The sequence below is a fragment of the Kitasatospora sp. NPDC004669 genome, assembly GCF_040609455.1.
Classification (GTDB): Bacteria; Actinomycetota; Actinomycetes; order Streptomycetales; family Streptomycetaceae; genus Kitasatospora.
In genome coordinates this window covers 35,347-60,522 of record NZ_JBEXKB010000037.1, presented here as the reverse complement: position 1 = coordinate 60,522, position 25,176 = coordinate 35,347, and the positions used below count along the sequence as shown (strand labels likewise).

Here is a 25,176-nt window from a genome sequence, read left to right as displayed (position 1 = left end):
TACCCACGGATCACGTCCTCACGGATCACGGCAGGGTGACCACCTGGGCCCTGCGGTCCGCGGGGTTGAGGTGGTACAGCAGCAGGAGCCGGGAGGTGTCGCCCTTCGTCCGGTGCACGTCGAGGACGGTGCCCGGGCCGGCCGGGGCCACCACGGCGGTGGGGCCGGTGAGGACGGCCTGGACGGCGAGGGCCGGGTGCAGGACGTCCAACGGGACGGTGGGGCGGGTGCCACGCAGGCCGATGGAGGAGTAGGAGTCGGCCGGGTCGGGCTTGCCCGCGGCGGCGACGCCGGTCCAGACCCCGTAGTGGACGGTGCTGTGGCCGGGCTTGACGCCCGGGAGGGCGCCCAGCCGGACCGGGAGGACCAGGACGTCGCTGTCCAGCAGCTCGGTGTCGGTGTCGCCCCAGTGGGCGTTGAGCGGCTGGACGTCCAGCTCGTCGCCGGTGCGGGCGTCCAGGGCGCGGGCGACCAGGACGTCACTGCCGCGCAGCCGGTCGGCCTTGAGGATCACGTCGGTGACGCCGTCCCCGTCGGTGTCCAGCGACACCCGCACCCCGTACAGCCCGACCGGCGTCGCCGCCGGGGCCCAGAGCCGCACGCCCACGTACAGCCGGTCGGCGTCGACGGCCGCCCCCGCCGCCCGCAGGTTGGCGGCCCGGTCGCCGGGGTGCTCGACACAGACGTCCTGCGGCTGCTCGGCCGACTCCGCGGCGCCCTCGGGCCGGATGCCCGAGCCGGGGCCGACCGCCTTGCCGCCGCCGGACGGGCAGTCGGGCCAGCGGGCGGCCTCGCCGCCGAGCGCGAGGGCGGTGACCAGTCCGGGCCGCCCGCCCGGCGCCGCGGTGCCGCCGAGTGTGACCAGGGTGCCGTGCCGGGCGGTCCGGACGGAGGCCGTCACCGCGAGGTCGCTCGCCGGGCGCGGGGCGGCGAACACCGGGACCCGCAGCTGCGGCAGTGCCGCGTCGCCGACCGGGCTGAACAGCACCCGTCCGGAGAGCTCGCCGCGGTAGCTGCGCGCCTTGCCGCCCTGCAGGGTGTCGATGGTCGGGTCGGGCGTACGGCCCAACTCCCCCGGTACGGACAGCGTGACCTTCACCCGCGCGGTACCGCCCGCCGGCACGTCCACCTTCGCGGGCGCCACCTGGTAGGAAGCGCCCGGGAGTTCGGTCGCGGCCGCATAGCCGGTGCGGTAACTGAGCGCCGAGGCCGAGTAGTTGCGCAGCTCGATCTCCCGGCCGAGCGCGGTCGGCCCGCCGATCCCGACCGGCCCGAAGGAGACCCCGACGCTGCCCGTCTTGGCACCCTCCCCCGCCGCATAGGCGACCACCGGCGTCCGGACCGCCCGGTCGACCTGGGCCCGGCCGGCTCCGGTGCGCTCGGGTCCGTAGACCGGCCCGGTGCGGTCGTCGCCGAGCCAGGTGTCGGTGCTGGTGTTCATCAGTGCGGCCTTGACCTGCTCGACCGGCCAGTCCCGGTGCGCGGCGCGGACCAGCGCCGCCAGTCCGGCGACGTGCGGGGTGGCCATCGAGGTGCCGTTCTCGCGCTGGCCGCCGCTGCCGCTGCCGACCAGGGCGGACCAGATGGTCTCGCCGGGGGCGGCGAGGTCGGGCTTGACCACCCCGGGCACGCCGATGCCCCGGGAGCTGAAGTCGGTGAGGGTGTCGGCCCGGGACGGCTGGCTCTGGGAGACCGAGCCGTGCAGCCGGTTGCCGGGCGCGGCGAGCCGGACCTGGACGTCCCCGGCGGCCGCGGCCTTCAGCAGCCTGTCGCCGTCGGCGTGGGCGAGCAGCACGGCCGGGATCCGGTCGTCGCCCGAGATCTCGGCCAGATGGTCGCTGTCAGCGGCGTAGAGCGCGCCGATCGCCCCGGCGTCGGCGGCGTGGTCGGCGCGCGGGCCGGAGTTGCAGGCCCGGTCGGCCTCGCCGGTGCGCCAGGTGAGCAGCGCGATCCTGCCCTTCAGCCGCTGCTTGTCCGCCTCGCTGAAGGCGGTGCAGCCGTCCGCCTGGTCGACGGGCAGGGCGAGCGCGCCGCTCACGTCGGCGGTGGACCAGCCCTGGTAGCGCTCGCTCCAGTGGCCGGGGACCACCCCGGCGAGCGCGGCGGGGGCGAGCACGGTGATGCCGTCCACGTCGGCGTGACCGTGCACGGAGGCGGCGACGGTGATGGCCCGGGCGGCGGTGCCGGGGCTGCCGCCGATGCCGTAGACGTCGCCCTCGTTGCCCGCGGCCACGACCACCGCGGTGCCGAGCGCGGCGAGCTTGTCGACGGCCAGCGCGTCGGCGTCGTCGGGGCTGCCGAAGCGACTGCCGAGCGAGAGGTTGACCACGTCGAGCCGGTCGCCGAGGTCGCCGTCTCCGTTGGGGTCGGCGGCCAGGTCGAGCGCCTGGGCGAGCCGGTCGGTGGCGCCGTCGCAGCCGAACACCCGGATGCCGTACAGCTGCGCGCCGGGGGCGGCGCCGGGGCCGATCCTGAACGAGGCCGGGTCGAGCCCGGGCCGGTACGGGCCGGTGTACGGACGGCCGGCGGCGGTGACGCCGTAACCGGCCGCCGTCCCGGCGACGTGGGTGCCGTGTCCGTTGCGCACGCAGTCGATCGGGTTGTCGCTGGGGTGCGGGACCGGCTGGTACTGCGGGGAGGCCGGGTCGGGGTTGTAGTCGTCGCCGACCAGGTCCTTGCCGCCGACCACCTTGGCGTTGGGGAACAGCGCGGCGGGCGCGGGCTTGCCGCGCTCGACCGAGCGGAACGCCTCCTCGGTGCCGGGGCCGCCGAAGTCGGCGTGGGTGTAGTCGATACCGCTGTCGATGATCCCGATCCGGACGCCCTGACCGGTGTTCCCGGCGAGGGCCCGGTCACCCTCCCAGACCTTCGGGGCGCCGGTCAGCGGCACGGAGTAGGCGTTGTCACGCTGCTTGTTCACGATCGGGTGGACGGCCTGGACGCCGGGCAGCGCCCGCAGCGCGGGCAGCCGATCGGCGGGCGCGCTGACCGCGAGGCCGGTGAACAGGGTGCGGGTGCGGTAGAGCTCGCGGGCGGCGGGCACGGCCCGGTGGACGGCGTCGGCGATCCGGTCGAGCGCGTCCCCGGCCCGGGCCCGCTGGGCGGCTCCGGCCCGGGCGGCCTCCCGGCGGACGGCCTCCGGCGAGCGCTGGGCCCGCCGGGCCGTCTCGGTGGCGCGCCGCCAGGCGGGGCCGGCCGCCCCGGTGGTGAGTTCGAGCAGGACGGAGGCGGTACGGCCCTCGCCCGGCGGTCCGGCGGTGGACGGGCCGCCGGCCGCCGGGGTGGCGGCGAGCGCGGCGCTGCTCGGAATGAACGCAGCTACCGACAGGACCAGGATGAGGCCGATCCGGGCGATCGGTCGGCGGACGGGTGGCAGACGCACTGGGCCCTCTCCCCCGGCAGGGGGACTGATCCGCACACCGTGTCGCTGACGCCCGCCCGCGCGGACGTCGATCACCCTTCCGGGGGTCCCAAATTAGGATGATCGCGCTGGCTGGGGCGAGCAACTTCCCCCGGACGGGCCTGAGTTGCACCCGACCGAGTGACCAGGTGTCAGCCCGACCGGCCCAGTAGGCCGATGAACGCCACCGGCGTCGACGATCAGCTGTGGCCGGTCACGCCGCCGTTGTCGCGGCGGTCGAGCGAGCGCTGCAGGGCGGCGGCGGCGAAGGGGTTCCGCTCGGCGGCCCGGCGACGGCGCGGGGCGCGGACGGGGGTGGCGGGGGCGGAAGTGGCGTGGCGGTCGGCGGCGGTGGGCATACCGGGCTCCTTGGAAGCGGCGCCGTGAAAGCGGGCGCGGAGGGGGAGATGGGTACACGCGGGAGCAGGGATCGCCTGCTCGTGATGGCGCACGCGCACACGGGCCGTACGCCCTGGCTACAGGGGCGGCACACCGTATGGCTCTTCTACGGTAAGGCCCCGCCCCGGCCGTGTCTGCACGAATACTTGGATTTCCTAGTATCTGAGACGGGAGCCGCCCGGGAGAACGCCGCAGGGCCCGGACCACCGTGCGAACGGCGGTCCGGGCCCTGCTCGGGCCGGTGGGATCAGCCCAGGTCGACCGAGCGCGCGAAGCGGGCGCCGATCTCGGCGGCGATCGCCGTCAGCACGTCCTGGGGGATCTCGCTGTCCACGGTGATGGAGGCGAGGGCGCTGCCGCCGTCCCGGGCGACCTGCATGCCCGCGATGTTGATGCCCGCGTCGCCCAGGTGGCGGCCGAGCACGCCGACCACGCCGGGGCGGTCCTCGTACTTGAAGAAGGCCATGTGGTCGGTGAGCGCCACGTCCACGTCGAAGGCGTCCACGCCGACGATCTTCTGGGTCTGCTTCGGGCCGGACAGCGTGCCGGAGATCGCGATCTCCTCGCCGTTCCCGAGGGTGCCGCGCACGGTGATCACGTTGCGGTGCTCGGGGCTCTCGCTGGAGGTGGTCAGGCGGACCTCGACGCCGCGCTCCTGGGCGAACAGCGGGGCGTTGACGTAGGACACCGTCTCCGCCACCACGTCCTCGAACACGCCCTTCAGCGCGGACAGTTCGAGCACCTTCACGTCGTGCTGGGTGATCTCGCCGCGGACCTCGACGTCCAGGCGGGCGGCCACCTCGCCGGCCAGTGCGGTGAAGATCCGGCCGAGCTTCTCGGCCAGCGGCAGACCCGGGCGCACGTCCTCGGCGATCACGCCGCCCTGGACGTTGACGGCGTCCGGTACCAGCTCGCCGGCCAGCGCGAGGCGCACCGACCTGGCGACCGCGATGCCGGCCTTCTCCTGCGCCTCGTCGGTGGAGGCGCCCAGGTGCGGGGTGGCGACCACGTTGTCGAAGGCGAACAGCGGGGAGTCGGTGCACGGCTCCTTGGCGTACACGTCCAGGCCCGCGCCGGCCACCCGGCCCTCGCTCAGGGCGCTGGCGAGCGCCTCCTCGTCCACGATGCCGCCGCGGGCGGCGTTGACGATGCGCACGGTCGGCTTGACCTTGTGCAGCGCCTCGTCGCCGATCAGGCCGATGGTCTCGGGGGTCTTGGGAAGGTGGACGGTGATGAAGTCCGAGACCTCCAGCAGCTCCTCCAGCGAGACCAGCTTGACGCCCATCTGCGCGGCGCGGGCGGCCTGGATGTAGGGGTCGTACGCGACGATCTTCATCCCGAACGCGGACATCCGCTGGGCGACCAGGACGCCGATCCGGCCGAGGCCGACCACACCGAGGACCTTCTCGCTCAGCTCGACGCCGGTGTACTTGTTGCGCTTCCACTCACCCTGCTTGAGTGCGGCGTTGGCCGGCGCGATGTTACGGGCGACGGAGATCAGCAGGCCACAGGCCAGCTCGGCGGCGGTGACGATGTTCGAGGTCGGCGCGTTGACGACCATCACGCCGGCCTTGGTGGCGGCGGCGACGTCCACGTTGTCCAGGCCGACGCCGGCCCGGGCGACCACCTTGAGCTTGCGGGCGGCGGCCAGCGCCTCGGCGTCGACCTTGGTGGCGGAGCGGATCAGGATCGCGTCCACGTCGGCGATCGCGGTGAGCAGTTCGGTGCGGTCGGCGCCGTTGCAGTGGCGGATCTCGAAGTCGGGACCGAGGGCGTCGACGGTGGCGGGCGAAAGCTCTTCGGCGATCAGGACGACGCCAGTTTTCACAGTGGTCGCAGTGCTCACGACAGTGTGTCCTTAACTGTCCGGTTCCCCGGGCGCACGTAGGTGGCGTGGAGGGCGGGGAAGGTGGCATGCCGCGTAGGTAGACGCACGACGCTGTGGGCCTGACGCGCACTCGGAAGTGTATCGACGGGCTGGGTACCAGGCTGCTCCCGTCCGGCGAAATCACCCGGACGGGAGCAGCCTACTTGTACAAGGGCCCTGCGGACTCAGGACTACGGGGCGAAGTGGCTCAGGCCTTCTCCTCGACCCAGCTCATCAGCGAGCGCAGCTTCTTGCCGGTGGTCTCCAGCAGGTGGTCCTCGTCGGCCTTCTTGTACTCGTTGTACTTGGGCAGGCCCGCCTTGTACTCGGCGATCCAGGTGTTGGCGAAGGTGCCGTCCTGGATCTCGGCGAGGACCTGCTTCATCGCGGCCTTGGTGTCGGCCGTGATGATGCGCGGGCCGGTGACGTAGTCGCCCCACTCGGCGGTCTCGGAGACCGACCAGCGCATCTTCTCCAGGCCGCCCTCGTACATCAGGTCGACGATGAGCTTCAGCTCGTGCAGGCACTCGAAGTAGGCGATCTCCGGCTGGTAGCCGGCCTCGACCAGGGTCTCGAACCCGGCCTTCACCAGGGCCGCGGTGCCACCGCAGAGGACGGCCTGCTCACCGAACAGGTCGGTCTCGGTCTCCTCGGTGAAGGTGGTCTTGATGACACCGGCCTTGGTGGCGCCCAGGCCCTTGGCGTACGACAGCGCCAGGGCGAACGCGTTGCCCGTGGCGTCCTGCTCGACGGCGACGATCGCCGGGACGCCGCGGCCCTCCTCGTACTGGCGGCGGACCAGGTGGCCCGGGCCCTTCGGGGCGACCATGCAGACGTCGACGTCCGCCGGGGGCTTGATGAAGCCGAAGCGGATGTTCAGGCCGTGGCCGAAGAACAGGGCGTCGCCGGCCTTCAGGTGCGGGGCGATGTCGGCCTCGTAGACGTCGGCCTGGATCGGGTCCGGCACCAGGATCATGATGACGTCGGCCTCGGCCGCCGCCTCGGCCGGGGTGACCACGCGCAGGCCGGCCTCCTCGGCCTTGGCACGGGACTTGGACTCGGGCTTCAGGCCGACCCGGACGTCGGCTCCGGAGTCGCGCAGGGACAGCGCGTGGGCGTGACCCTGGCTGCCGTAGCCGATGACCGCGACCTTGCGGCCCTGGATGATGGACAGGTCGGCGTCGTCTTCGTAGAACAGCTCGGCCACGGGGGCACATCTCCTTGCGTGATGGGTGCCGGGGGTTCCTACCGTAGGTGCACCCGGCGGGGGGTGGGTCGTTGCTTCGAAAGGTGAGACGGCGCTGTTTACGCGCTGCGGTCGAGGGCGCGCAGCGACCGGTCCGTGATGGAACGGGCGCCACGGCCGATGGCGACCAGGCCGGACTGGACCAACTCCTTGATGCCGTATGGCTCCAGCATCCGGAGCATGGCCTCCAGCTTGTCCGAGCTGCCGGTGGCCTCGATCGTCACCGCTTCGGGTGACACGTCGACCGTCTTGGCTCGGAACAGCTGGACGATCTCGACGATCTGCGACCGGGTCTCGTTGTCGGCGCGGACCTTCACCAGGACCAGTTCCCGCTGGATCGCAGCGGACTGGTCGAGTTCGACGATCTTTATCACGTTCACGAGCTTGTTGAGCTGCTTGGTGACCTGTTCCAGCGGGAGGTCCTCGACGTTGACCACGATCGTCATCCGGGACACGTCCGGGTGCTCGGTCGGGCCGACGGCGAGGGAGTCGATGTTGAAGCCCCGACGGGAGAACAGCGAGGCGATGCGGGCGAGCACGCCGGGCTTGTTCTCGACCAGGACGGAGAGGGTGTGCTTGGACATGGGATTCCTCAGTCGTTCTGGATAGGGGCTGTCAGTCGAGATCGTCGCCGAAGTCGGGGCGGACGCCCTTGGCGAACTGGATCTCGTCGTTGCTGGTGCCGGCCGCGACCATCGGCCAGACCATGGCGTCCTGGTGGACGATGAAGTCGATGACGACCGGGCGGTCGTTGATCTCCATCGCCTGCTTGATGACCGCGTCCAGGTCCTCGGGGCGCTCGCAGCGCAGGCCGACGCAGCCCATCGCCTCGGACAGCAGGACGAAGTCGGGGATCCGGGTGCCCTGGGCCGGCGGCTCGATGCCGTCGTGGTCGGGGCCGGAGTGCAGCACGGTGTTGGAGTAGCGCTGGTTGTAGAACAGCGTCTGCCACTGCCGGACCATGCCCAGCGAGCCGTTGTTGATGACCGCGACCTTGATCGGGATGCCGTTCAGGGCGCAGGTGACCAGTTCCTGGTTGGTCATCTGGAAGCAGCCGTCGCCGTCGATGGCCCAGACCGCGCTCTCCGGGCGGCCGGCCTTGGCGCCCATGGCCGCCGGGACGGCGTAGCCCATGGTGCCGGCGCCGCCGGAGTTGAGCCAGGTGCCGGGCTTCTCGAAGCGGATGTACTGCGAGCTCCACATCTGGTGCTGGCCCACGCCCGAGGCGTAGATGGCGTCCGGGCCGACGAGTCGGCCGATCCGCTCGATGACCTGCTGCGGGGAGAGCTGGCCGCTCGGGGCCGGCTCGTAGCCCAGCGGGTAGGTCTTCTTCCACCCGTTGAGCTTCTCCCACCACTCCGAGTAGTCGCCCTTGTGGCCGGCGTCGAACTCGGCCTGGACGGCGACGATCAGGTCGGCCAGCACCTCGCGGGCGTCGCCGACGATCGGCACGTCCGCCGGGCGGTTCTTGCCGATCTCGGCCGGGTCGATGTCGGCGTGCACGACCTTGGCGTACGGGGCGAAGCTGTCCAGCTTGCCGGTGACCCGGTCGTCGAAGCGGGCGCCGAGGGTGAACAGCAGGTCCGACTTCTGCAGCGCGGTGACCGCCGGGACGGAGCCGTGCATGCCGGGCATGCCCAGGTGCTGCGGGTGGCTGTCCGGGAAGGCGCCGAGCGCCATCAGGGTGGTGACGACCGGGGCGCCGGTCAGCTCGGCGAGGATCCGCAGCTCGGCGGTGGCCTGTGCCTTGATCACGCCGCCGCCGACGTAGAGCACCGGGCGCTTGGCGCTGACCAGCATCTTCGCGGCCTCGCGGATCTGCTTGGCGTGCGGCTTGGTGACCGGGCGGTAGCCGGGCAGCGAGGCCTCGACCGGCCACCGGAAGGTGGTGGTGGCCTGCAGGGCGTCCTTGGCGATGTCGACCAGGACCGGGCCGGGGCGGCCGGTCGCGGCGATGTGGAAGGCCTCGGCGATCACCCGGGGGATCTCGGCCGGGTCGGTGACCAGGTAGTTGTGCTTGGTGATCGGCATCGTGATGCCGCAGATGTCCGCCTCCTGGAAGGCGTCGGTGCCGATCGACTTGGAGGCGACCTGACCGGTGATCGCGACCATCGGCACGGAGTCCATGTACGCGTCGGCGATCGGGGTGACCAGGTTGGTCGCGCCGGGGCCGGAGGTGGCCATGCAGACCCCGACCCGGCCGGTGGCCTGGGCGTAGCCCGTGGCGGCGTGGCCGGCGCCCTGCTCGTGCCGGACCAGGATGTGGCGCACCTTGGCGGAGTCCATCAGCGGGTCGTACGCGGGAAGGATGGCCCCGCCCGGAATGCCGAAGACGGTGTCCGCGCCCACGGCCTCAAGCGAGCGGATGAGCGACTGGGCTCCGGTCATGGTCTCGGCGACGTGCTGGGGCGCGGGAGCGTGGGCGGCCGGGTTGTCCCCGCGGCGGGGGGATGCGGCGTGCTCAGTCATCTGCCTGTCTCTTCTCGGGTTTTGCCGGTCCGGTGCTGCGGGCCCCGGCACTGCGAGGGTGGGGTCCCGGTCCGGGCCGATCGCCGGCTCTGCCTCAATCGTCCCGCGCGAATCCGACGAATCGGACTTCTCAGGGCAATCAGGCCAGGGGTCTTGCGGGGGTGGAACAGCGTCAGTGCAACAAAAAACCCCTCGTGCCCAAGGGCATGCGAGGGGTGGCGCGTCGGTCTGTCACGAGCGGGGCGTGTGAGCCCACTCAGCCGACGCGCCCGCCAAGTACGAGAATTCGGGTGCGCATGGCAACGACCATCCTCCTGTCCGGGGTGGCGTGTCAAGCAGGTGGGATCACCGTCTCGCCATGCGGACCAGCCCCTGGACCGGCGACGGCGCGGCGTTCGGGCAGGTCGGAGGCCCCCTGGTGCGGCTGGGAGGTTCCTCGGTGATCTCCGACACGGCTTCCCTGGGCGTCCGTACGGCCACTCGTCCGGGTGTCCCCGGCCGGGTGGCCGCAACGGGCGGAGAGCGTACCGAGCGGCTTGGGCAGCGGGTAGCCGCGGCGGGCCAGCGCCCGGCGCAGCCGGGTCTCGTCCAGCGGCGGGGCGAAGGCCGAGCCCTCGGCCTGGCGGCAGCCCAGCTCCTGCAGCACGGCGACCTGGCGGGGCAGGTCCACCCCCTCGGCGGCGGTGGCCATCCCCAGGTCATGGCCGAGCCGCAGGGCGTGCCCGGCCAGGGTTCTGCTGAGCGCGGACTCACCGAGGTCCTGGACCAGCGTGCGGTCCAACTTGAGCCCGTCGAAGGGCAGCCGGGCGAGGGCTCCCAGCGAGCCGTTCCCGGCGCCGTAGCCGGCCAGCCAGGTGGAGACGCCGAGCCGACGCAGCGCGGCCAGTCGGCGACCGAGTTCGTCGGCGAGCGAGTCCGGGCCCATCCGGGCCACCTCGATCACCAGCTCGTCGGCCGGCAGTCCGCTGTCGCGCAGCGCCGCGGCCACCGTCTCGTACAGGCCGGGCGAGCAGAGCCGCTCGGCGGAGAGCCGTACCGCCACCGGGACGGGCGCCGGCCCGCCGCAGCCCCGGGCGGCCGGAGCGCGCCGGGCGGCGGCGGCCGCGACCGCCTCACGGAGCAGCCAGCGGGAGAACCGGGTGGCCGCGTCGCCGTGCTCGGCCGAACGCAGGAACTCGGCCGGGGTGAGCAGCAGGCCGCCCACCGAGCACCAGCGGGCCTGGGCCTCGACGCCGACCACCACGCCGCTGCCGAGGTCCACCAACGGCTGGTGGAGCAGGGTGAAGCCGCCCTCCCGGACGGCCACCCGCAGCCGCTCCTCCAGCTCGGTGCGGCGCTCCAGGTCGGCCCGCATCGCGGAGGTGTAGAGCACCACCCGGCCCTTGCCCTCGGACTTGGCCCGGTACATCGCGAGGTCGGCGTTGCGCATCAGCTCGTCGGCGGCGGTCCTGGGATCGGCGGCCGGGCCCCGCTCCGGGGTGCCGAAGGCGATGCCGATGCTGGCGGCGACGCTGAGTTCGGCGCCGCCGATCCAGTACGGCTCGGAGAGCGCGACCCGCAGCCGGTCGGCCAGCTCCTGGACCTGCAGTCGACCGAGCGGGCCGCAGACCAGCGCGGCGAACTCGTCGCCGCCGAACCGGGCGACGGTGTCCCCGCAGCGCACCGCGCCCTGCAGCCGGCGGGCGGCCTGCACCAGCAGTTCGTCACCGACCTGGTGACCGGCGGAGTCGTTGACCGCTTTGAAGCCGTCCAGGTCGAGGAAGAGCACCGCGATCCCGGCGCCCGTCCCACCCTGCTGGCCGCGGGTGCCGAGGGCGCCGCGCAGTCGCTGGGTGAACAGTGCCCGGTTGGGCAGGTCGGTGAGCGGGTCGTGGAAGGCGTTGTGCTGCAACTGGGCCTGGAGCATGACGCGTTCGGTGACGTCCCGACTGTTGAGCAGCAGGCCGTCGCGGTGCCGGCTGACCGTCGACTCGACGTGCAGCCACTCCCCTGCGCCGGAGCTGATCCGGCACTCCACCCGGGCCGAGAGCTCGGCGGTGCCCGGGGTGCGGTGGGCGGTGAGCCGCACCCGCGCGAGGTAGCGGCGGACCTCGGAGAGCACCCGGTCCACGTCCTCGGGGTGGACCAGGTCCAGCAGGTTGCCGCCCACCAGCTCCTCCGGGTCCCGCCCGTAGACGCCGAGCGCGGCCGGGGAGACGTACGAGAGCACGCCGTTGGCCCCGGCGATCATGATGACGTCGCTGGAGCCCTGCACCAGGGAGCGGAAGTGCGCCTCCTTGTGGCCGAGTTCCTGGGCCAGCGACAGGTTGTCGAGCAGCATGACGCCTTGCCTGAGGATCAGTGCCAGCCCGACGGTGCAGGCGGCCGCGGCCACCACCCGGTCCAACTGGCTTCCGCCGAGGGCGTTGTAGAGGATTCCGGCGGTGCACACGGCGGCGGCCGCGTACGGGGTGAGCGCACTGAAGGTGGTCGCCACCCGGCGGCGCGGCAGGCCCCCGGCCGAGGGGTGCTCGCGCAGCGGACGGCGCCAGCGCGAGGACCACGGCGCCCATGCCAGCAGCAGGCTTCCGGAGAACCAGCCGGCGTCCAGCAGTTCGCCGGAGTGGTAGTCGCTGCGCAGTTCCGGGGAGGTGAACAGGGCGTCGCACGACACGGTGATGGCGAGTGCCAGCATCGCGGTGTGCACGGCCGCCCGGTTGCCGTCCCGGCCGCCGAAGCGCAGCCCCACCACCAGGCTGACCAGCAGGATGTCCAGCACCGGGTAGGCCAGGTTGAGGGCGATGCACAGCGGGGAGCCGTCCTCGCCGGCCGCGATCCGGCCGAGCGCCAGGCTCCAGCTGAGGGTGAACAGCGAGCCGGCGATCAGCCAGCCGTCCAGCAGCAGGCAGAGCCAGCCGGCCGCCGAGCGGGGGCGCTGGGCGAGCACCAGGACGCCGGTGATGGCGAGCGGGGCGAACAGCAGGAAGGCGTACGCGGCGAGCGATTCCCGCGGCAGCGGGGTGCGCACGACCAGCTCGTACCAGCCCCAGGTGCCATTGCCGAAGGCGACCATGAGCGAGGAGAGGCCGAACAGCAGCCAGGCCGGGCGGGCGTGCCCGCCGACCGTGCAGCCGTACACCAGGCAGGACAGCGCGGCCGCGAGGGCAGCCGCAGCCAGGCCGAAGTCGCCCATGAAGATGGAGAGTTGACTCGACCCCCAGCCGACGGCGGCGCCCAGCGCATAGGCCAGGCAGAGCCCGCCCAGGGCGAGGCCGGGCAGCGCGCGGCTCTCCAGCAGCCGGCGCATCGGGCCGCGCCGGGCGGGTGCCGGCAGGTCGACGGCGGACGTGTCGGCGGGCGGTACGTCCGGCCGTCCGGCTCCGGGCAGCACCGTATCGGTGGAGCTCACTCGGCCTCTCCCCCTCCGGCCCGGAGCCTGGCGCCCCGGCCTCGGACCACCGGCCGCGCACCTCTCGGCCGTACGCGGTGGCCTGGCGCCCCGTCAGGACGGCGACCCAGGAGGTGGACGGCCTTCCGGTCGCCACACCGCACCGGTGCTCCCGATCGGGACCCTACACCAATTCCGTCACTCAATGACACGCACACTCAACTTAGAGTAATGGCGGAAGGGCGGGTGAATGCACCTGGTTCCGACGGATCGGCCCAGTTGGCGGCGGCGCGCGGGCAGGGGCTCACGCGGCGCGCACGGGAGCACGCGACGGCGCCCACCCGCCGCGCCCGGCCGGCGGGCCTGCCGCTCGGGTCCTTGCCGGGTCCGCCGGAACCCAGGGGACAGGCCCTGGTCACCGACCACCCGGGCATGTGCCGGGCATGGTCGGCGACCTGCGGTTTCAGTGGCTCGCGGGGGCCAGATCCTCGGGGAACAGCCGCAGTCGGTGGGCCAGCGCGGCGGCCTCGCCGCGACCGCCGACCCCGAGCTTGCCCAGGATGTTGGACACGTGCACGCTTGCGGTCTTCGGAGAGATGTACAGCTCCTCGGCGATCTGACGATTGGTCCAACCGCGCGCGAGCAACCGGAGCACGTCCCGCTCACGGGGGGTGAGGCCGAAGGAGTCCCCCGGGGCCCCGGTCGGCGCGGCCTCGGCGGCCGGGCGGCCGGCCGGGGCCAGGTTGAGCCCGGCCCGCTCGGCCAGGGCGCCGATCTGCGCCCCCAGCAGCCGGTCACCCCGGGCGGCCGCCAGTTCGGACGCCTCGCGCAGCAGTTCGGTCGCCGCCTCGCGCCGGCCGGCCTGCACCTCGGCTTCGCCGCCGCGCAGCAGGGCGAGCGCCAGCGGGTACGGCAGGCCGACCGCCCGCAGCGCGGTGACCGCTTCGGCCCACTGTCCGGGTGTGTCGGCGGCCCGGGCGCGGGCCAGTTCGGCCTCCAGCAGCCGGGCCCAGCCCAGGTGCAGCGGTGCCCGGGGGCGCAGTTCGGCGGCCGCCTCGGCGATCGCGGCCAGCGCCTCGGCCCGGCCCGCCTCGGCCTCCGGCAGCCCGCGGGTGTCCGCCTCCACCCCGGCGGCCTCCACCAGCAGCGGGTAGACGTCGGACTCGTGGCCGATCCGGCCGTCCTCGGCGAGCGCGGCGAGCAGTTCGGCCCGGGCCTCCAACGGCCGCCCGCCGCACGCGGCGACCCGCATCGCCAGTCGGCTGATCGGCACGCTGTGCTGGGCCTGGCCGATCCGGTTGGCCGCCCGGGCCTGCGCCAGCATGGTCGCAGCGGTGGGCAGGTCCCCCGCCAGCAGGGCGAGTTCGCCGCGCATCCGGTCCAGGAACTCGGCGTGGGTGCCGCTCAGGCTGGTCAGCTCGCAGGCGGCGAGCACCTCGTCGGCCTCCTGGATCCGCCCGAGGTCGAGCAGCGCCTCGACCAGGTTGCCGGTCAGGATGGTGCCGACGTTGCGCAGCAGGCCGTTGCCGTCGGCGAAGTCCAGGCCCTCCCGGGCCAGCCGGACGGCCTCCTCGGCCCGGCCCAGCCCGCGCTGCACGCTGGCCAGGTTGTTGATGCCGCGCAGCAGCAGGTCCGGCACGCCCAGCCGGCGGGCCGCGTCGACCGCCCCGATCAGCTCGGCCAGCCCGCCGTCGGCGTCGCCCTGCACGTCGTGGCGCAGGCCGCCGAGGGTCATCCGGGCGTGTACCTCGACCGAGTGCGCGCCGACCTGCTGGGCGATCCGGATCGCCCGCTCGGCCAGCTCGATGTGCTCGGGGCCGGCCTGCTTGAGCATCGCCGTCCCGGCGGCCAGCGCGAACACCTCGGCCTGCACCGCGGACGGCGACAGGTGGTCGACCAGCGCGTACGCGCGGGCGATCTCCTCGTCGTCCCCGGAGCGGCGCAGATTGCCCAGCATCCGGGCCCGGTTGATCCGGAACCAGGCCGAGCGCACCGGGTGCTCCGCCTCGTCGACCAGCCGGATGCCGCGCTTGGCCAGGCTCAGGCCGCGCTCGCGGTCGCCGCAGCGCCGGGCCGCGACCACCGCCTCGGCCAGCACGTCCTCCAGCTGGATCCGGTCGCAGTCCGCGTCGGCGGAGCTGTGGTCGCAGGCACCGGGCGGGTAGGTCTCGGCCCAGTCGTACGGGCGCAGGGTGTGCGCCAGCACCTCCTCGGAGACCATGTCCCACAGCTCCAGGGCCCGTTCCAGCAGGCCGAGCTGCTCGGCGAAGGCGTTGCGGCGGCGGGCGGCGCGGGCGGCGTCCAGGGCGGTCGGCAGGGCGCGGGCCGGGTCGTGCGCCTGGTACCAGTAGTTGGCCAGCCGGGCGGGCAGCGCGTCACCGGGGACGAGGTGCGGCTGGGCCTCCACGGCGAGCGCGAACTTGCGGTTGATCCGGTGCCGTTCGCCGGGCAGCAGGTCGTCCGAGACCGCCTCGCGGACCAGCGCGTGCCGGAAGCGGTAGCCCTCGCCCTCGGTGTCGGGGCGCAGGATGTTGGCGCCGACGGCCGCCCGCAGCGCCTCGATCAGCGCCTCCTCGTCGTCGCCCAGGACGGCGGCCAGCAGGGCGTGTTCGACGTGCGAGCCACCCTCGGCGGCGATCCGCACCACCCGCTGGGCCTCCTCGTCCAGGCTTTCGACGCGGACCAGCAACATGTCCCGCAGCGAGTCGGTCAGCCCCACGCCGCAGCCGTCGTGGAAGGCGGTGGCCAGCTCCTCGACGAAGAACGGGTTCCCCTCCGAGCGGCGGTGGATGCGGTCCACCAGCTGTCGGTCGGGGGCGGCGGTGCCGAGGATGCCGGCCAGCTGGGCGGCGACCTCCCGGCGGCCGAACCGGGCCAACTCCAGCCGCTGGACGGTGCGCAGCCGTTCGAGCTCGGCCAGGAAGGGGCGCAGCGGGTGGCGGCGGTGCAGGTCGTCGGTGCGGTAGGTGGCGACCAGCAGCACCCGGGAGCGGTGCAGGGTGCGCACCAGGAAGGCCAGCAGTTCGCGGGTGGAGCGGTCGGACCAGTGCAGGTCCTCGACGGCGAGGACGAGGGTACGCTCCGCGCCGAGCCGTTCGAACAGCCTCGCGGTGTGCTCGAACAGCCGGGCCCGGCCGTACTCGTCGTTGGGTTCGCCGTCCGCCTCGCCGAACTCGGAGAGCAGCCGGGCGAGGTGCCCCTCGCTGCCGGCCGCCGCGGCCTCCAGCTCGGCGCCCAGCGAGCGGTGCAGCCGGCGCAGCGCGGCGGCCAGCGGGGCGTACGGCAGGCCCTCGGCGCCGACTTCCAGACAGCTGCCGAGCGTGATGACCGCTCCCCGGTCGTCGGCCCGCTGCAGGAACTCCTCCAGCAGCCGGGTCTTGCCGACGCCGGCCTCGCCGCCGATCAGGACGGCCTGCGGGCTGCCGGTGCCCGCCCGGCGCAGCGCGTCGGTCAGTTCGGTGATCTCGCTGCCGCGGCCGACGAAGACGGGACTGACCGATATCTGCTGCATGGAGGCGAGCATGCCATAGCCGGTGGTGGCGGGAGGAGGGGTTATCTCCCCCGGCGAACGCCCGGCCGAACGCCCGGAGGGGGAGGCGCTCTCCTGCGGCGCCTCCCCCTCCGGAACTCCCTCGGCACCGTCGTGGTGCCGGACCGTCAGCATTCGGGCTGACGCACGGGGCGCCGCTGGAAGCGGGCGGCGACCGGACGGCGGCGCAGACGTCGCGCCTCCTTGGCCTCGCGTACCAGGCGCTCGTGCTCGGCGCGGGCTTCAAGCTCGTGGGCCTGCTGCTGGATGAGCTCGTACTCGATCACTTCGGGTTCCCCTTTTGGGTTTCACTGCGTTTCCCTGACGAGTAAGAGCTTCCTCTCCCAGATGGGGGTGCCACATCGGGAGCGTGCCCGATGTTTCGGGGCCCGGATGCCTTAGATCGGGCTCCGAAAATGGTTTAAGGCCCCGTCTCACCTAGATACACAGGCGAGACGGGGCCTTAGGCCTTACTTAGAGAGCCTTAGATGCCTTAGATGCCTTAGGAAGGTGGGGTTGACAGCCTGAGCGTCCAAGGCTTCTCAGGCGGAGACTCCAGGCTTCTCCGGGCTGGGCTCACTGTCCTTCCGCGGCGAGCCGCTCCAGGCTGGACTCACTGTCCTTCCGCGGCGAGCCGCTCCAGGATCAGGTCCTTCACGCGGGCGGCGTCCGCCTGGCCGCGGGTGGCCTTCATGACCGCGCCGACCAGCGCGCCCACGGCCTGGACCTTGCCGTCGCGGATCTTGGCGGCGATCGCCTCGTTCTCGGCGATGGCCTGGTCCACGGCGGCGCCCAGCGCGGAGTCGTCCGAGACCACGGCCAGGCCGCGCTTCTCGACGACCTCGTCCGGCTCACCCTCGCCGGCCAGCACGGCCTCGATGACCTGGCGGGCCAGCTTGTCGTTCAGCTTGCCCTCGGCGACCAGCGCGGCGACCCGGGCGACCTGCGCCGGGGTGATCGGCTGCTCGGTCAGCTCGGTGCCGGTCTCGTTGGCGCGGCGGGCCAGCTCGCCCATCCACCACTTGCGGGCCTGGTCGGCCGGGGCACCGGCCGCGATGGTCTCCTGGATCGGCTCCACCGCACCGGCGTTGAGCACCGACTGCATGTCCTTGTCGGACAGGCCCCACTCGGCCTGCAGCCGGGCACGGCGCACCCGCGGCAGCTCGGGCAGGGCGGCCCGCAGCTCCTCGACCCACTCGCGGGAGGGAGCCACCGGCACCAGGTCCGGCTCGGGGAAGTAGCGGTAGTCCTCGGCGTTGTCCTTGATCCGGCCCGAGGTGGTGGTGCCGTTCTCCTCGTGGAAGTGGCGGGTCTCCTGGATGATGGTGCCGCCGTCGGTCAGCACGGTCGCGTGCCGCTGGACCTCGAACCGGGCGGCCCGCTCCACGCTGCGCAGCGAGTTGACGTTCTTGGTCTCCGAGCGGGTGCCGAACGTCTCGGTGCCGTTCGGGCGCAGCGACAGGTTGACGTCGCAGCGCATCTGGCCCTTGTCCATCCGGGCCTCGGAGACGCCCAGGGAGCGGATGACCTCGCGCAGCTCGGCGACGTACGCCTTGGCGACCTCGGGGGCGCGCTCACCCGCGCCGGTGATCGGCTTGGTGACGATCTCGATCAGCGGGATGCCGGCGCGGTTGTAGTCGAGCAGCGAGTGGGTGGCGCCGTGGATGCGGCCGGTCGCGCCACCGACGTGGCTGGACTTGCCGGTGTCCTCCTCCATGTGGGCGCGCTCGATCTCCACGCGGAAGGTCGAACCGTCCTCCAGCTGCACGTCGAGGTAGCCGTTGAAGGCGATCGGCTCGTCGTACTGCGAGGTCTGGAAGTTCTTGGGCATGTCCGGGTAGAAGTAGTTCTTCCGCGCGAACCGGCACCACTCGGCGATCTCGCAGTTCAGCGCCAGGCCGATCTTGACGGCCGACTCCACGCCCACCGCGTTGACCACCGGCAGCGAGCCCGGCAGGCCCAGGCAGGTCGGGCAGGTCTGGCTGTTCGGCTCGGCGCCCAGTTCGGTCGAGCAACCGCAGAACATCTTGGTCTTGGTACCGAGCTCGACGTGGACCTCAAGGCCCATCACCGGGTCGTAGGACGCGAGAGCGTCCTCGTAGGAGACCAGGTTCATGACGCTCACAGCGTCCCTTCTCACTTGAAGCTTGGGAGGTACGGGCCCGGCCGCCGCGTGGCGCGGGGCCGGGCCGGGGCGCTCAGCTCAGCCCAGCAGCACGTCGTCGGAGCCCAGCTGACGCAGCTCGCGCACCAGCAGGGCGGTGCCGGTGATCAGTGCGGCGGCGCCGACCAGGGCGTTGACCAGCTTGAGGGTGTCGCTCTCCTCGCGGGCCTTGCGGACGTCCTTGACCACGGAGATCGCACCGAAGGCGCTGGTGCCGATGGACAGCCAGAGGCCGGGCTTCGAATGCTTCCACCCCTTCAAAGAAGCAGCCGGGGCCTTGGCCTTCTCGATCTTGCTCACAGTGCCGGTACCTCCTCCAGCAGGGTGTGCCCCCACTTGTCGTTGAGTGCGGCCTCGACGGCGCCGCCCACGCGGTACAGGCGGTCGTCCGCCATCGCAGGTGCGATGATCTGCAGGCCGACCGGGAGATTGTCCTCCGGGGCCAGGCCGACCGGCAGCGACATCGCCGCATTGCCCGCCAGGTTCGACGGAATCGTGCACAGGTCGGCCAGGTACATCGCCATCGGGTCGTCGGCGCGCTCGCCGATCGGGAAGGCGGTGGTCGGCGTGGTCGGCGAGACCAGCACGTCCACCCCGGCGAAGGCGGCGTCGAAGTCCCGCGAGATGAGCGTGCGGACCTTCTGGGCCGAGCCGTAGTAGGCGTCGTAGTAGCCCGAGGAGAGGGCGTAGGTGCCCAGGATGATGCGGCGCTTGACCTCGTCGCCGAAGCCGGCCTCGCGGGTCAGCGCGGTGACGTCCTCGGCCGAGCGGCTGCCGTCGTCGCCGACCCGCAGGCCGTAGCGCATCGCGTCGAAGCGGGCCAGGTTGGAGGAGCACTCCGACGGCGCGATCAGGTAGTAGGCCGGCAGCGCCAGGGTGAAAGACGGGCAGGAGACCTCGACGACCTCGGCGCCCAGCTCGCGCAGCAGCTCCACCGACTCGTTGAAGCGCTGCATCACGCCGGCCTGGTAGCCCTCGCCGGCGAACTCCTTGACCACGCCGATCCGCATGCCGCGGACGTCGCGCATCTTGGCGGCCTCGACCACGGCCGGGACCGGCGCGTCGATCGAGGTGGAGTCCAGCGGGTCGTGCCCGGCGATGGCCTCGTGCAGCAGGGCCGCGTCCAGCACGGTGCGGGCACAGGGACCGCCCTGGTCCAGGCTGCTGGAGAAGGCGACCAGGCCGTAGCGGGACACCGAGCCGTAGGTCGGCTTGACGCCGACGGTGCCGGTGACGGCCCCGGGCTGGCGGATCGAGCCGCCGGTGTCGGTGCCGATCGCCAGCGGGGCCTCGAAGGCGGCCAGCGCGGCGGCCGAACCGCCGCCGGAGCCACCGGGGATGCGGGTGAGGTCCCACGGGTTGCCGGTCGGGCCGTAGGCGGAGTTCTCGGTGGAGGAGCCCATCGCGAACTCGTCCATGTTCGTCTTGCCGAGGATGACGACGCCGGCGTCCTTGAGACGGCTGGTCAGGGTGGCGTCGTACGGCGGGATCCAGCCCTCGAGCATCTTCGAGCCGCAGGTGGTCGGGATGCCCTTGGTGGTGAAGACGTCCTTCAGCGCCAGCGGGACACCGGCCAGCGGGCCCAGCTCCTCGCCCTTGGCGCGCTTCTCGTCGACGGCCTTGGCGGCGTTCAGCGCGCCCTCGGTGTCGACGTGCAGGAAGGCGTTGACCTTCTTGTCGACGGCCTCGATGCGGTCCAGGTGCGCCTGGGCGACCTCGACGGCGGAGACCTCGCCCTTGGCGATGGCGGCCGCGGTCTCGGCGGCGCTCCACTTAATGATGGGAGTACGGATCAGGTCGGTCATCTCGGTCAGTCCTCCCCGAGGATCTGCGGCACACGGAAACGCTGCTCCTCGGCGGCGGGGGCGCCGGACAGCGCCTGCTCCGGGGTGAGCGACGGCCGCACCTCGTCCGCGCGCATGACGTTGGTCAGCGGCAGCGGGTGGGAGGTCGGCGGGACGTCCTGTCCGGCGACCTCGGAAACGCGGGCGACCGCGCCGATGATCACGTCGAGCTGCTCGGCGAAGTGGTCCAGCTCTTCGGGCTTCAGCTCAAGACGCGACAGCCGGGCGAGGTGGGCGACCTCCTCGCGCGTGATGCCAGGCATGCAGCGATCCTCAGGGTGAGTTCTGGTGAGACCCGGCGATGCCTGCGGCGGCGCCGGGCCCGGGCAGGAGCAGCCGGGTTCGGCGCTCCGTCCTCGTGGTCTTTGGACCCCATCCTATGGGGCCCGGCCCGGCCACCGGCCAACGAGTAAAGGTGTCCCCCCATTACTGCGGGCAGCGCGGCACCCCGGGGAAGCCCTACTGGGGCCTGGTGCGGGCCCAACTCTGGGTGCCGGACGCCTTGATCTCCAGCTGCGCGGCCTGCATCGGCTGGCTGCACGGCACGGCCCGGACGGCCGGGGGCAGCACGGACGGGGGCAGCACGGGCGGGAGCGTCGGCGGCAGCACCGGGGGGAGCGCGGTGGGCTGGGAGAGCGGCTGGGCGACCGGCTTGATGATCGACGGGAGCTGCGGCGGGGCGCCCAGCCGCTCCACCGTCGGGGCGGAGGTGGTGCGGTGCACCCGCAGCCAGGCGGTGGCCTGCTCGGCGGGCAGCGCGGCCGACACCAGCCAGCCCTGGACGGCGTCCACGCCCATGCAGTGCAGCCGCTCCCAGGTCTCGTCGTCCTCGACGCCCTCGGCCACCACGGTCAGCCCGAGCGAGTGGGCGAGCTCCACCGAGCAGCGCACCACCGCCGCGTCGTGGTCGTCGGCGACCATCCGGGAGACGAAGGAGCGGTCGATCTTCAGCTCGCCGACCGGCAGGCTGCGCAGCCTCACCAGCGAGGAGTGGCCGGTGCCGAAGTCGTCCAGGGACATCCCGACGCCGTAGCCGCGCAGCTCCGCCAGGGTTTCGGCGGCCCGCCGGGAGTCGTCCAGCAGCAGCCGCTCGGTGATCTCCAGCTGGAGCGCGTGGGCCGGCACCTGGTGGCGGACCAGGTGCCCGGCGACACGCTGGGCGAAGCCGGGGTTGAGCACGTCGCGCGGCGAGACGTTGACCGCGACCTGTACCTGCAGGCCCAGGTCGCGCCAGTAGGCGAGCTGGCCGACCGCCGCCTCCAGCACGTAGTCGGTGAGCCGGGGCATCAGGCCGCTGGACTCGGCGAGCCCGACGAACTCGTCCGGCGAGACCCTCCCCTGCCCGGGCCGCTCCCAGCGCAGCAACGCCTCCAGGCCGACCACCCGGCCGTCGAAGGCCACCTTCGGCTGGTAGTGCAGCTGCACTTCGCCGGCCTCCAGCGCCCGGCGCAGGTCCCCGAGCAGGCCGATCCGGTACGGGGTGTCGGCGTCCTGGGTCTCGTCGTACTGGGCGACGCCGCTGCACTCACGCTGGGCGTGGCCCATCGCCACGTCGGCGCGGCGCAGCAGCGACTCGGCGTCCTGGGCGTGCTGCGGGTAGACGCAGACGCCGGCGCTGGCCTCCAGCACCAGCAGCAGCCCGTCCAGCCGGATCGGCGCGGCGAGTTCGGCGATCAGCGCCTTGGCGACCCGCTCCAGGCTGTCCGGGCAGTTGATGCCGGGCAGCAGCACGGCGAACTCGTCGCCGCCCATCCGGGCCACCATCGGGCGGCCGCGCCGGTAGTGCCGGGGCAGGCCGACGAAGACGTCGTCGATGGACTCCCGGGTGGCGCTGCCGGCCGTGCCGCCGGAGCGCAGCGCCCGGTGGAGTCGGCGGGCGATGTGAACCAGCAGCCGGTCACCAGCCGTATGTCCTAGTGTGTCGTTGAGCGATCGGAACCGATCGAGATCGAGCAGGATGAGGCCGACGCTGTAGCCCTCCTCGCGTTCGGCGATCGCCTCCTGGGCGGCCAGCAGCAGGGCCTGACGGTTGGGCAGGTCCGTCAGCGGGTCGGTCAGCTGGTCGCGGGCGCGGTCCCGGGCGATCCGCCAGGCGGCCACCAGCACCGCCAGCGGCACCGCGAACAGCGGCAGCAGTTCGGGTTCGTACCGGTAGACCAGGACGGCCAGCGGGATGAGCGGCGCGGCTCCGGCCAGCAGCACGCCGAGCAGCAGGACCGCACCCGCCACCCCCTGCGGCGGGCGTGTGGGCGCGTCGCCGGTCGTACGATCCATAAGCCCTGTCCTCCGTCGGGCCCGCCCCGTCAGGCCGCCTTACGGTGAGGCACCGTGCCGGTACCGACAGCTGCCGGGCATGGAGCGACCCCGAGGAGCACCGGCTCAGCCGGTGCCCCCACCCCTGCTGACACTCTGTTGCGCTCCAGGGTATGCCGGGGCCCACCCGGTGGGCAGACTTTCGGACAACCGGAAACGCGCCACCGCGCCCGGGTGTCGCACAGTGACACAATGCCCGCTTTCACTGAACGACACCCGGTGACGCCGCATCAGGACGATAACAACACGGATCACGGCGCCGGCCGCTCGGGGCGGCCTCGAATCAGCCCTCGGAGGGCGCCTGCTGCGGCTCGGCGACCTCCTCCACCTCCGGAAGTCCCAGGTGGGCACGGGCGGCCGACGGACCGTCGGCGAGCAGCACGGCGAAGCCCGCGTCGTCCAGGACCGGCAGGCCGAGCTGAACGGCCTTGTCGTACTTGGAACCCGGGTTGTCACCGGCCACCACAAAATCGGTCTTCTTCGAAACCGAACCGGTCACCTTCGCTCCGCGCGAGGTCAGCGCCTCCTTGGCACCGTCCCGGGTGTGGCCGGAGAGCGTGCCGGTGACGACGACGGTCAGGCCCTCCAGCGGGCGCTCCGCCTCCTCCTCGTCCGCGAACTCCTCGACGAAGCGGACGCCGGCGTCCCGCCACTTCTCCAGGATCCCGCGGTGCCACTCCTCCTGGTACCACTCGACCACGGACCGGGCGATGATCGGCCCGACCCCCTCGACAGCGGCCAGCTCCTCCTCGGTGGCCGAGAAGATCCGGTCCAGGTCGCGGAACTCGCGGGCCAACTCCTGCGCCGCGACCGGGCCCACGTGCCGGATCGAGAGGCCGTTGAGGAACCGCCAGAGCGGGCGGTCCTTCACCTTCTCCAGGTTCTCCAGCAGCACGCTGGCGGTCTTCTTCGGATCGCCCTTCTGGTTGGCGAAGAAGGTGGCCTCCTTCTCCTTGCCGGTGCGGTCGTCCAGCTTGGGCATGCCCGTCTTCTGGTCGCGCACCAGCACCTTGATCGGCAGCAGCTGCTCCATCGTCAGCCCGAAGATGTCGCCCTCGTCCTTCACCGGCGCCTCGGTCGGCTCCAGCGGCTGGGTCAGCGCGGTGGCCGCGACGTAGCCGAGGCCGTCGATGTCCAGCGATGAGCGACCGCCCAGGAAGGCGATCCGCTCACGGATCTGCGCCGGGCAGAACTGGGCGTTGGGGCAGCGCAGGTCGATGTCGCCCTCGGACATCGGACGCAGCTCGGCACCGCACTCGTGGCAGTGCGAGGGCATCACGAACTCCTGCTCGGTGCCGTCCCGCAGGTCCTCCACCGGCCCGAGGATCTCCGGGATCACGTCACCGGCCTTGCGCAGCACGATGGTGTCACCGAGCAGCACGCCCTTCGCCTTGACGACCTCCTGGTTGTGCAGCGTCGCGTACTGGACCATCGAGCCGGCCACCTTCACCGGCTCGGCCAGCACCGCGTACGGGGTGGCCCGGCCGGTGCGGCCGATGCCGACCTTGATCTCGGCCAGCTTGCCGGTGACCTCCTCCGGCGGGTACTTCCAGGCGATCGCCCAGCGCGGGGACTTGGAGGTGGAGCCGAGCCGGCCCTGCAGGGCGATCTCGTCGACCTTGACGACCACGCCGTCGATCTCGTGCTCGACCGAGTGCCGCTGCTCCCCGAAGTGCTTGATGAACGCCCGCACGTCGTCGAGGGTCTTGACCACCTTGTTGTGCCGGGCGGTCGGCAGGCCCCACTCGCGCAGCAGGTCGTAGGCGTGCGACTGGCAGTCGATGTCGAAGCCGACCCGGGCGCCGATGCCGTGCACCACCATGTGCAGCGGGCGGGAGGCGGTGACGTGCGAGTCCTTCTGGCGCAGCGAACCGGCGGCGGCGTTACGGGGGTTGGCGAACAGCTTGACGAGGGCCTGCGGGCGCTTGCCCTCCTTGGCGCGTGCCTCGTTCTCCGTCTTGCGGCGCTCGTTCTCCGCCGCGAGCGAGGCGTTCAGCTCCTCGAAGGCCTCGGTCGGGAGGTACACCTCGCCGCGGATCTCGACCAGCTCGGGGACGTCGTCACCCTTGAGCCGGTGCGGGATCTCCTTGATGGTGCGGACGTTGGCGGTGATGTCCTCGCCGACCCGGCCGGTGCCGCGGGTCGCGGCGAGCACCAACTCGCCCTTCTCGTACGTGAGGTTGACGGCCAGGCCGTCCACCTTGAGTTCGCACAGGAAGTGGTAGTCGATGCCCGCCAGCTCACGGGCCACCCGCTCGGCCCAAGCGGCGAGCTCGTCGTCGTCCATCGCGTTGTCGAGGCTGAGCAGCCGCTCGCGGTGCTCGACCTTGGTGAAGCCCTCGGCGACGTCGCCACCGACCTTCTGCGTCGGCGAGTCCGGGGTGATCAGGGCCGGGTGCTCGGCCTCGATCGCCTCCAGCTCGCGCATCAGCCCGTCGAACTCGGCGTCGCTGACGATCGGCGCGTCCTGCTCGTAGTACCGGGCGCGGTGGTCGGTGATCTCCCCCGCCAGCTCGGCGTGCCGCCTGCGCACCTCCGCCGGGACGTCCTCCCAGCCCTCGACAGCCGTCACCGCAAG

At 72.6% G+C, this 25,176-nt stretch carries 15 protein-coding genes; all 15 read right to left on the bottom strand.

All coding sequences use genetic code 11. The features are described from left to right. Positions 1-25: 25 nt before the first annotated feature. On the bottom strand, positions 26-3,382 hold the full coding sequence (locus ABZW30_RS27575) for a S8 family serine peptidase (RefSeq protein ID WP_355673896.1): 3,357 nt from the start codon (positions 3,380-3,382) through the stop codon (positions 26-28). Between the two features lie 218 nt (positions 3,383-3,600). Further along, on the bottom strand, positions 3,601-3,759 hold the full coding sequence (locus tag ABZW30_RS27570) for a hypothetical protein (protein WP_355673895.1): 159 nt from the start codon (positions 3,757-3,759) through the stop codon (positions 3,601-3,603). A 287-nt stretch (positions 3,760-4,046) separates the two neighbouring features. Beyond that, complete coding sequence (gene serA, locus ABZW30_RS27565; protein ID WP_355673894.1) at positions 4,047-5,645, bottom strand: phosphoglycerate dehydrogenase; 1,599 nt, start codon at positions 5,643-5,645, stop codon at positions 4,047-4,049. 229 nt (positions 5,646-5,874) lie between these two features. Next, positions 5,875-6,873 carry a ketol-acid reductoisomerase gene (ilvC, locus tag ABZW30_RS27560; RefSeq protein WP_355673893.1) on the bottom strand — a complete coding sequence of 333 codons (999 nt, stop codon included), beginning with the start codon at positions 6,871-6,873 and terminating at the stop codon, positions 5,875-5,877. 98 nt (positions 6,874-6,971) lie between these two features. Next, positions 6,972-7,496 carry an acetolactate synthase small subunit gene (gene ilvN, locus ABZW30_RS27555; protein ID WP_350744929.1) on the bottom strand — a complete coding sequence of 175 codons (525 nt, stop codon included), beginning with the start codon at positions 7,494-7,496 and terminating at the stop codon, positions 6,972-6,974. Between the two features lie 31 nt (positions 7,497-7,527). Further along, complete coding sequence (locus ABZW30_RS27550) at positions 7,528-9,381, bottom strand: acetolactate synthase large subunit (protein WP_355673892.1); 1,854 nt, start codon at positions 9,379-9,381, stop codon at positions 7,528-7,530. Between the two features lie 331 nt (positions 9,382-9,712). After that, positions 9,713-12,667 (bottom strand): EAL domain-containing protein, encoded by a 2,955-nt coding sequence (locus ABZW30_RS27545; RefSeq protein WP_355673920.1) that lies wholly within the window; start codon positions 12,665-12,667, stop codon positions 9,713-9,715. Between the two features lie 544 nt (positions 12,668-13,211). After that, complete coding sequence (locus ABZW30_RS27540) at positions 13,212-16,259, bottom strand: AAA family ATPase (protein WP_355673891.1); 3,048 nt, start codon at positions 16,257-16,259, stop codon at positions 13,212-13,214. A 146-nt stretch (positions 16,260-16,405) separates the two neighbouring features. Further along, on the bottom strand, positions 16,406-16,564 hold the full coding sequence (locus tag ABZW30_RS27535; protein WP_355673890.1) for a hypothetical protein: 159 nt from the start codon (positions 16,562-16,564) through the stop codon (positions 16,406-16,408). A 326-nt stretch (positions 16,565-16,890) separates the two neighbouring features. Beyond that, positions 16,891-18,402 carry an Asp-tRNA(Asn)/Glu-tRNA(Gln) amidotransferase subunit GatB gene (gene gatB / locus ABZW30_RS27530; protein WP_355673889.1) on the bottom strand — a complete coding sequence of 504 codons (1,512 nt, stop codon included), beginning with the start codon at positions 18,400-18,402 and terminating at the stop codon, positions 16,891-16,893. A gap of 78 nt (positions 18,403-18,480) precedes the next feature. Then, complete coding sequence (locus tag ABZW30_RS27525) at positions 18,481-18,741, bottom strand: hypothetical protein (RefSeq protein ID WP_355673888.1); 261 nt, start codon at positions 18,739-18,741, stop codon at positions 18,481-18,483. Beyond that, a complete protein-coding gene (gatA, locus tag ABZW30_RS27520) occupies positions 18,738-20,246 on the bottom strand; it encodes an Asp-tRNA(Asn)/Glu-tRNA(Gln) amidotransferase subunit GatA (protein WP_355673887.1) in 1,509 nt (502 codons plus the stop codon). Before gatA ends, ABZW30_RS27525 begins: the two co-directional genes overlap by 4 nt. A gap of 5 nt (positions 20,247-20,251) precedes the next feature. Next, complete coding sequence (gatC, locus tag ABZW30_RS27515; protein WP_030057414.1) at positions 20,252-20,548, bottom strand: Asp-tRNA(Asn)/Glu-tRNA(Gln) amidotransferase subunit GatC; 297 nt, start codon at positions 20,546-20,548, stop codon at positions 20,252-20,254. A gap of 196 nt (positions 20,549-20,744) precedes the next feature. After that, complete coding sequence (locus tag ABZW30_RS27510) at positions 20,745-22,559, bottom strand: bifunctional diguanylate cyclase/phosphodiesterase (protein WP_355673886.1); 1,815 nt, start codon at positions 22,557-22,559, stop codon at positions 20,745-20,747. A 322-nt stretch (positions 22,560-22,881) separates the two neighbouring features. Beyond that, positions 22,882-25,170, bottom strand: coding sequence for an NAD-dependent DNA ligase LigA (gene ligA, locus ABZW30_RS27505; RefSeq protein WP_355673885.1), 2,289 nt, complete (start codon positions 25,168-25,170; stop codon positions 22,882-22,884). Positions 25,171-25,176 lie beyond the last annotated feature (6 nt).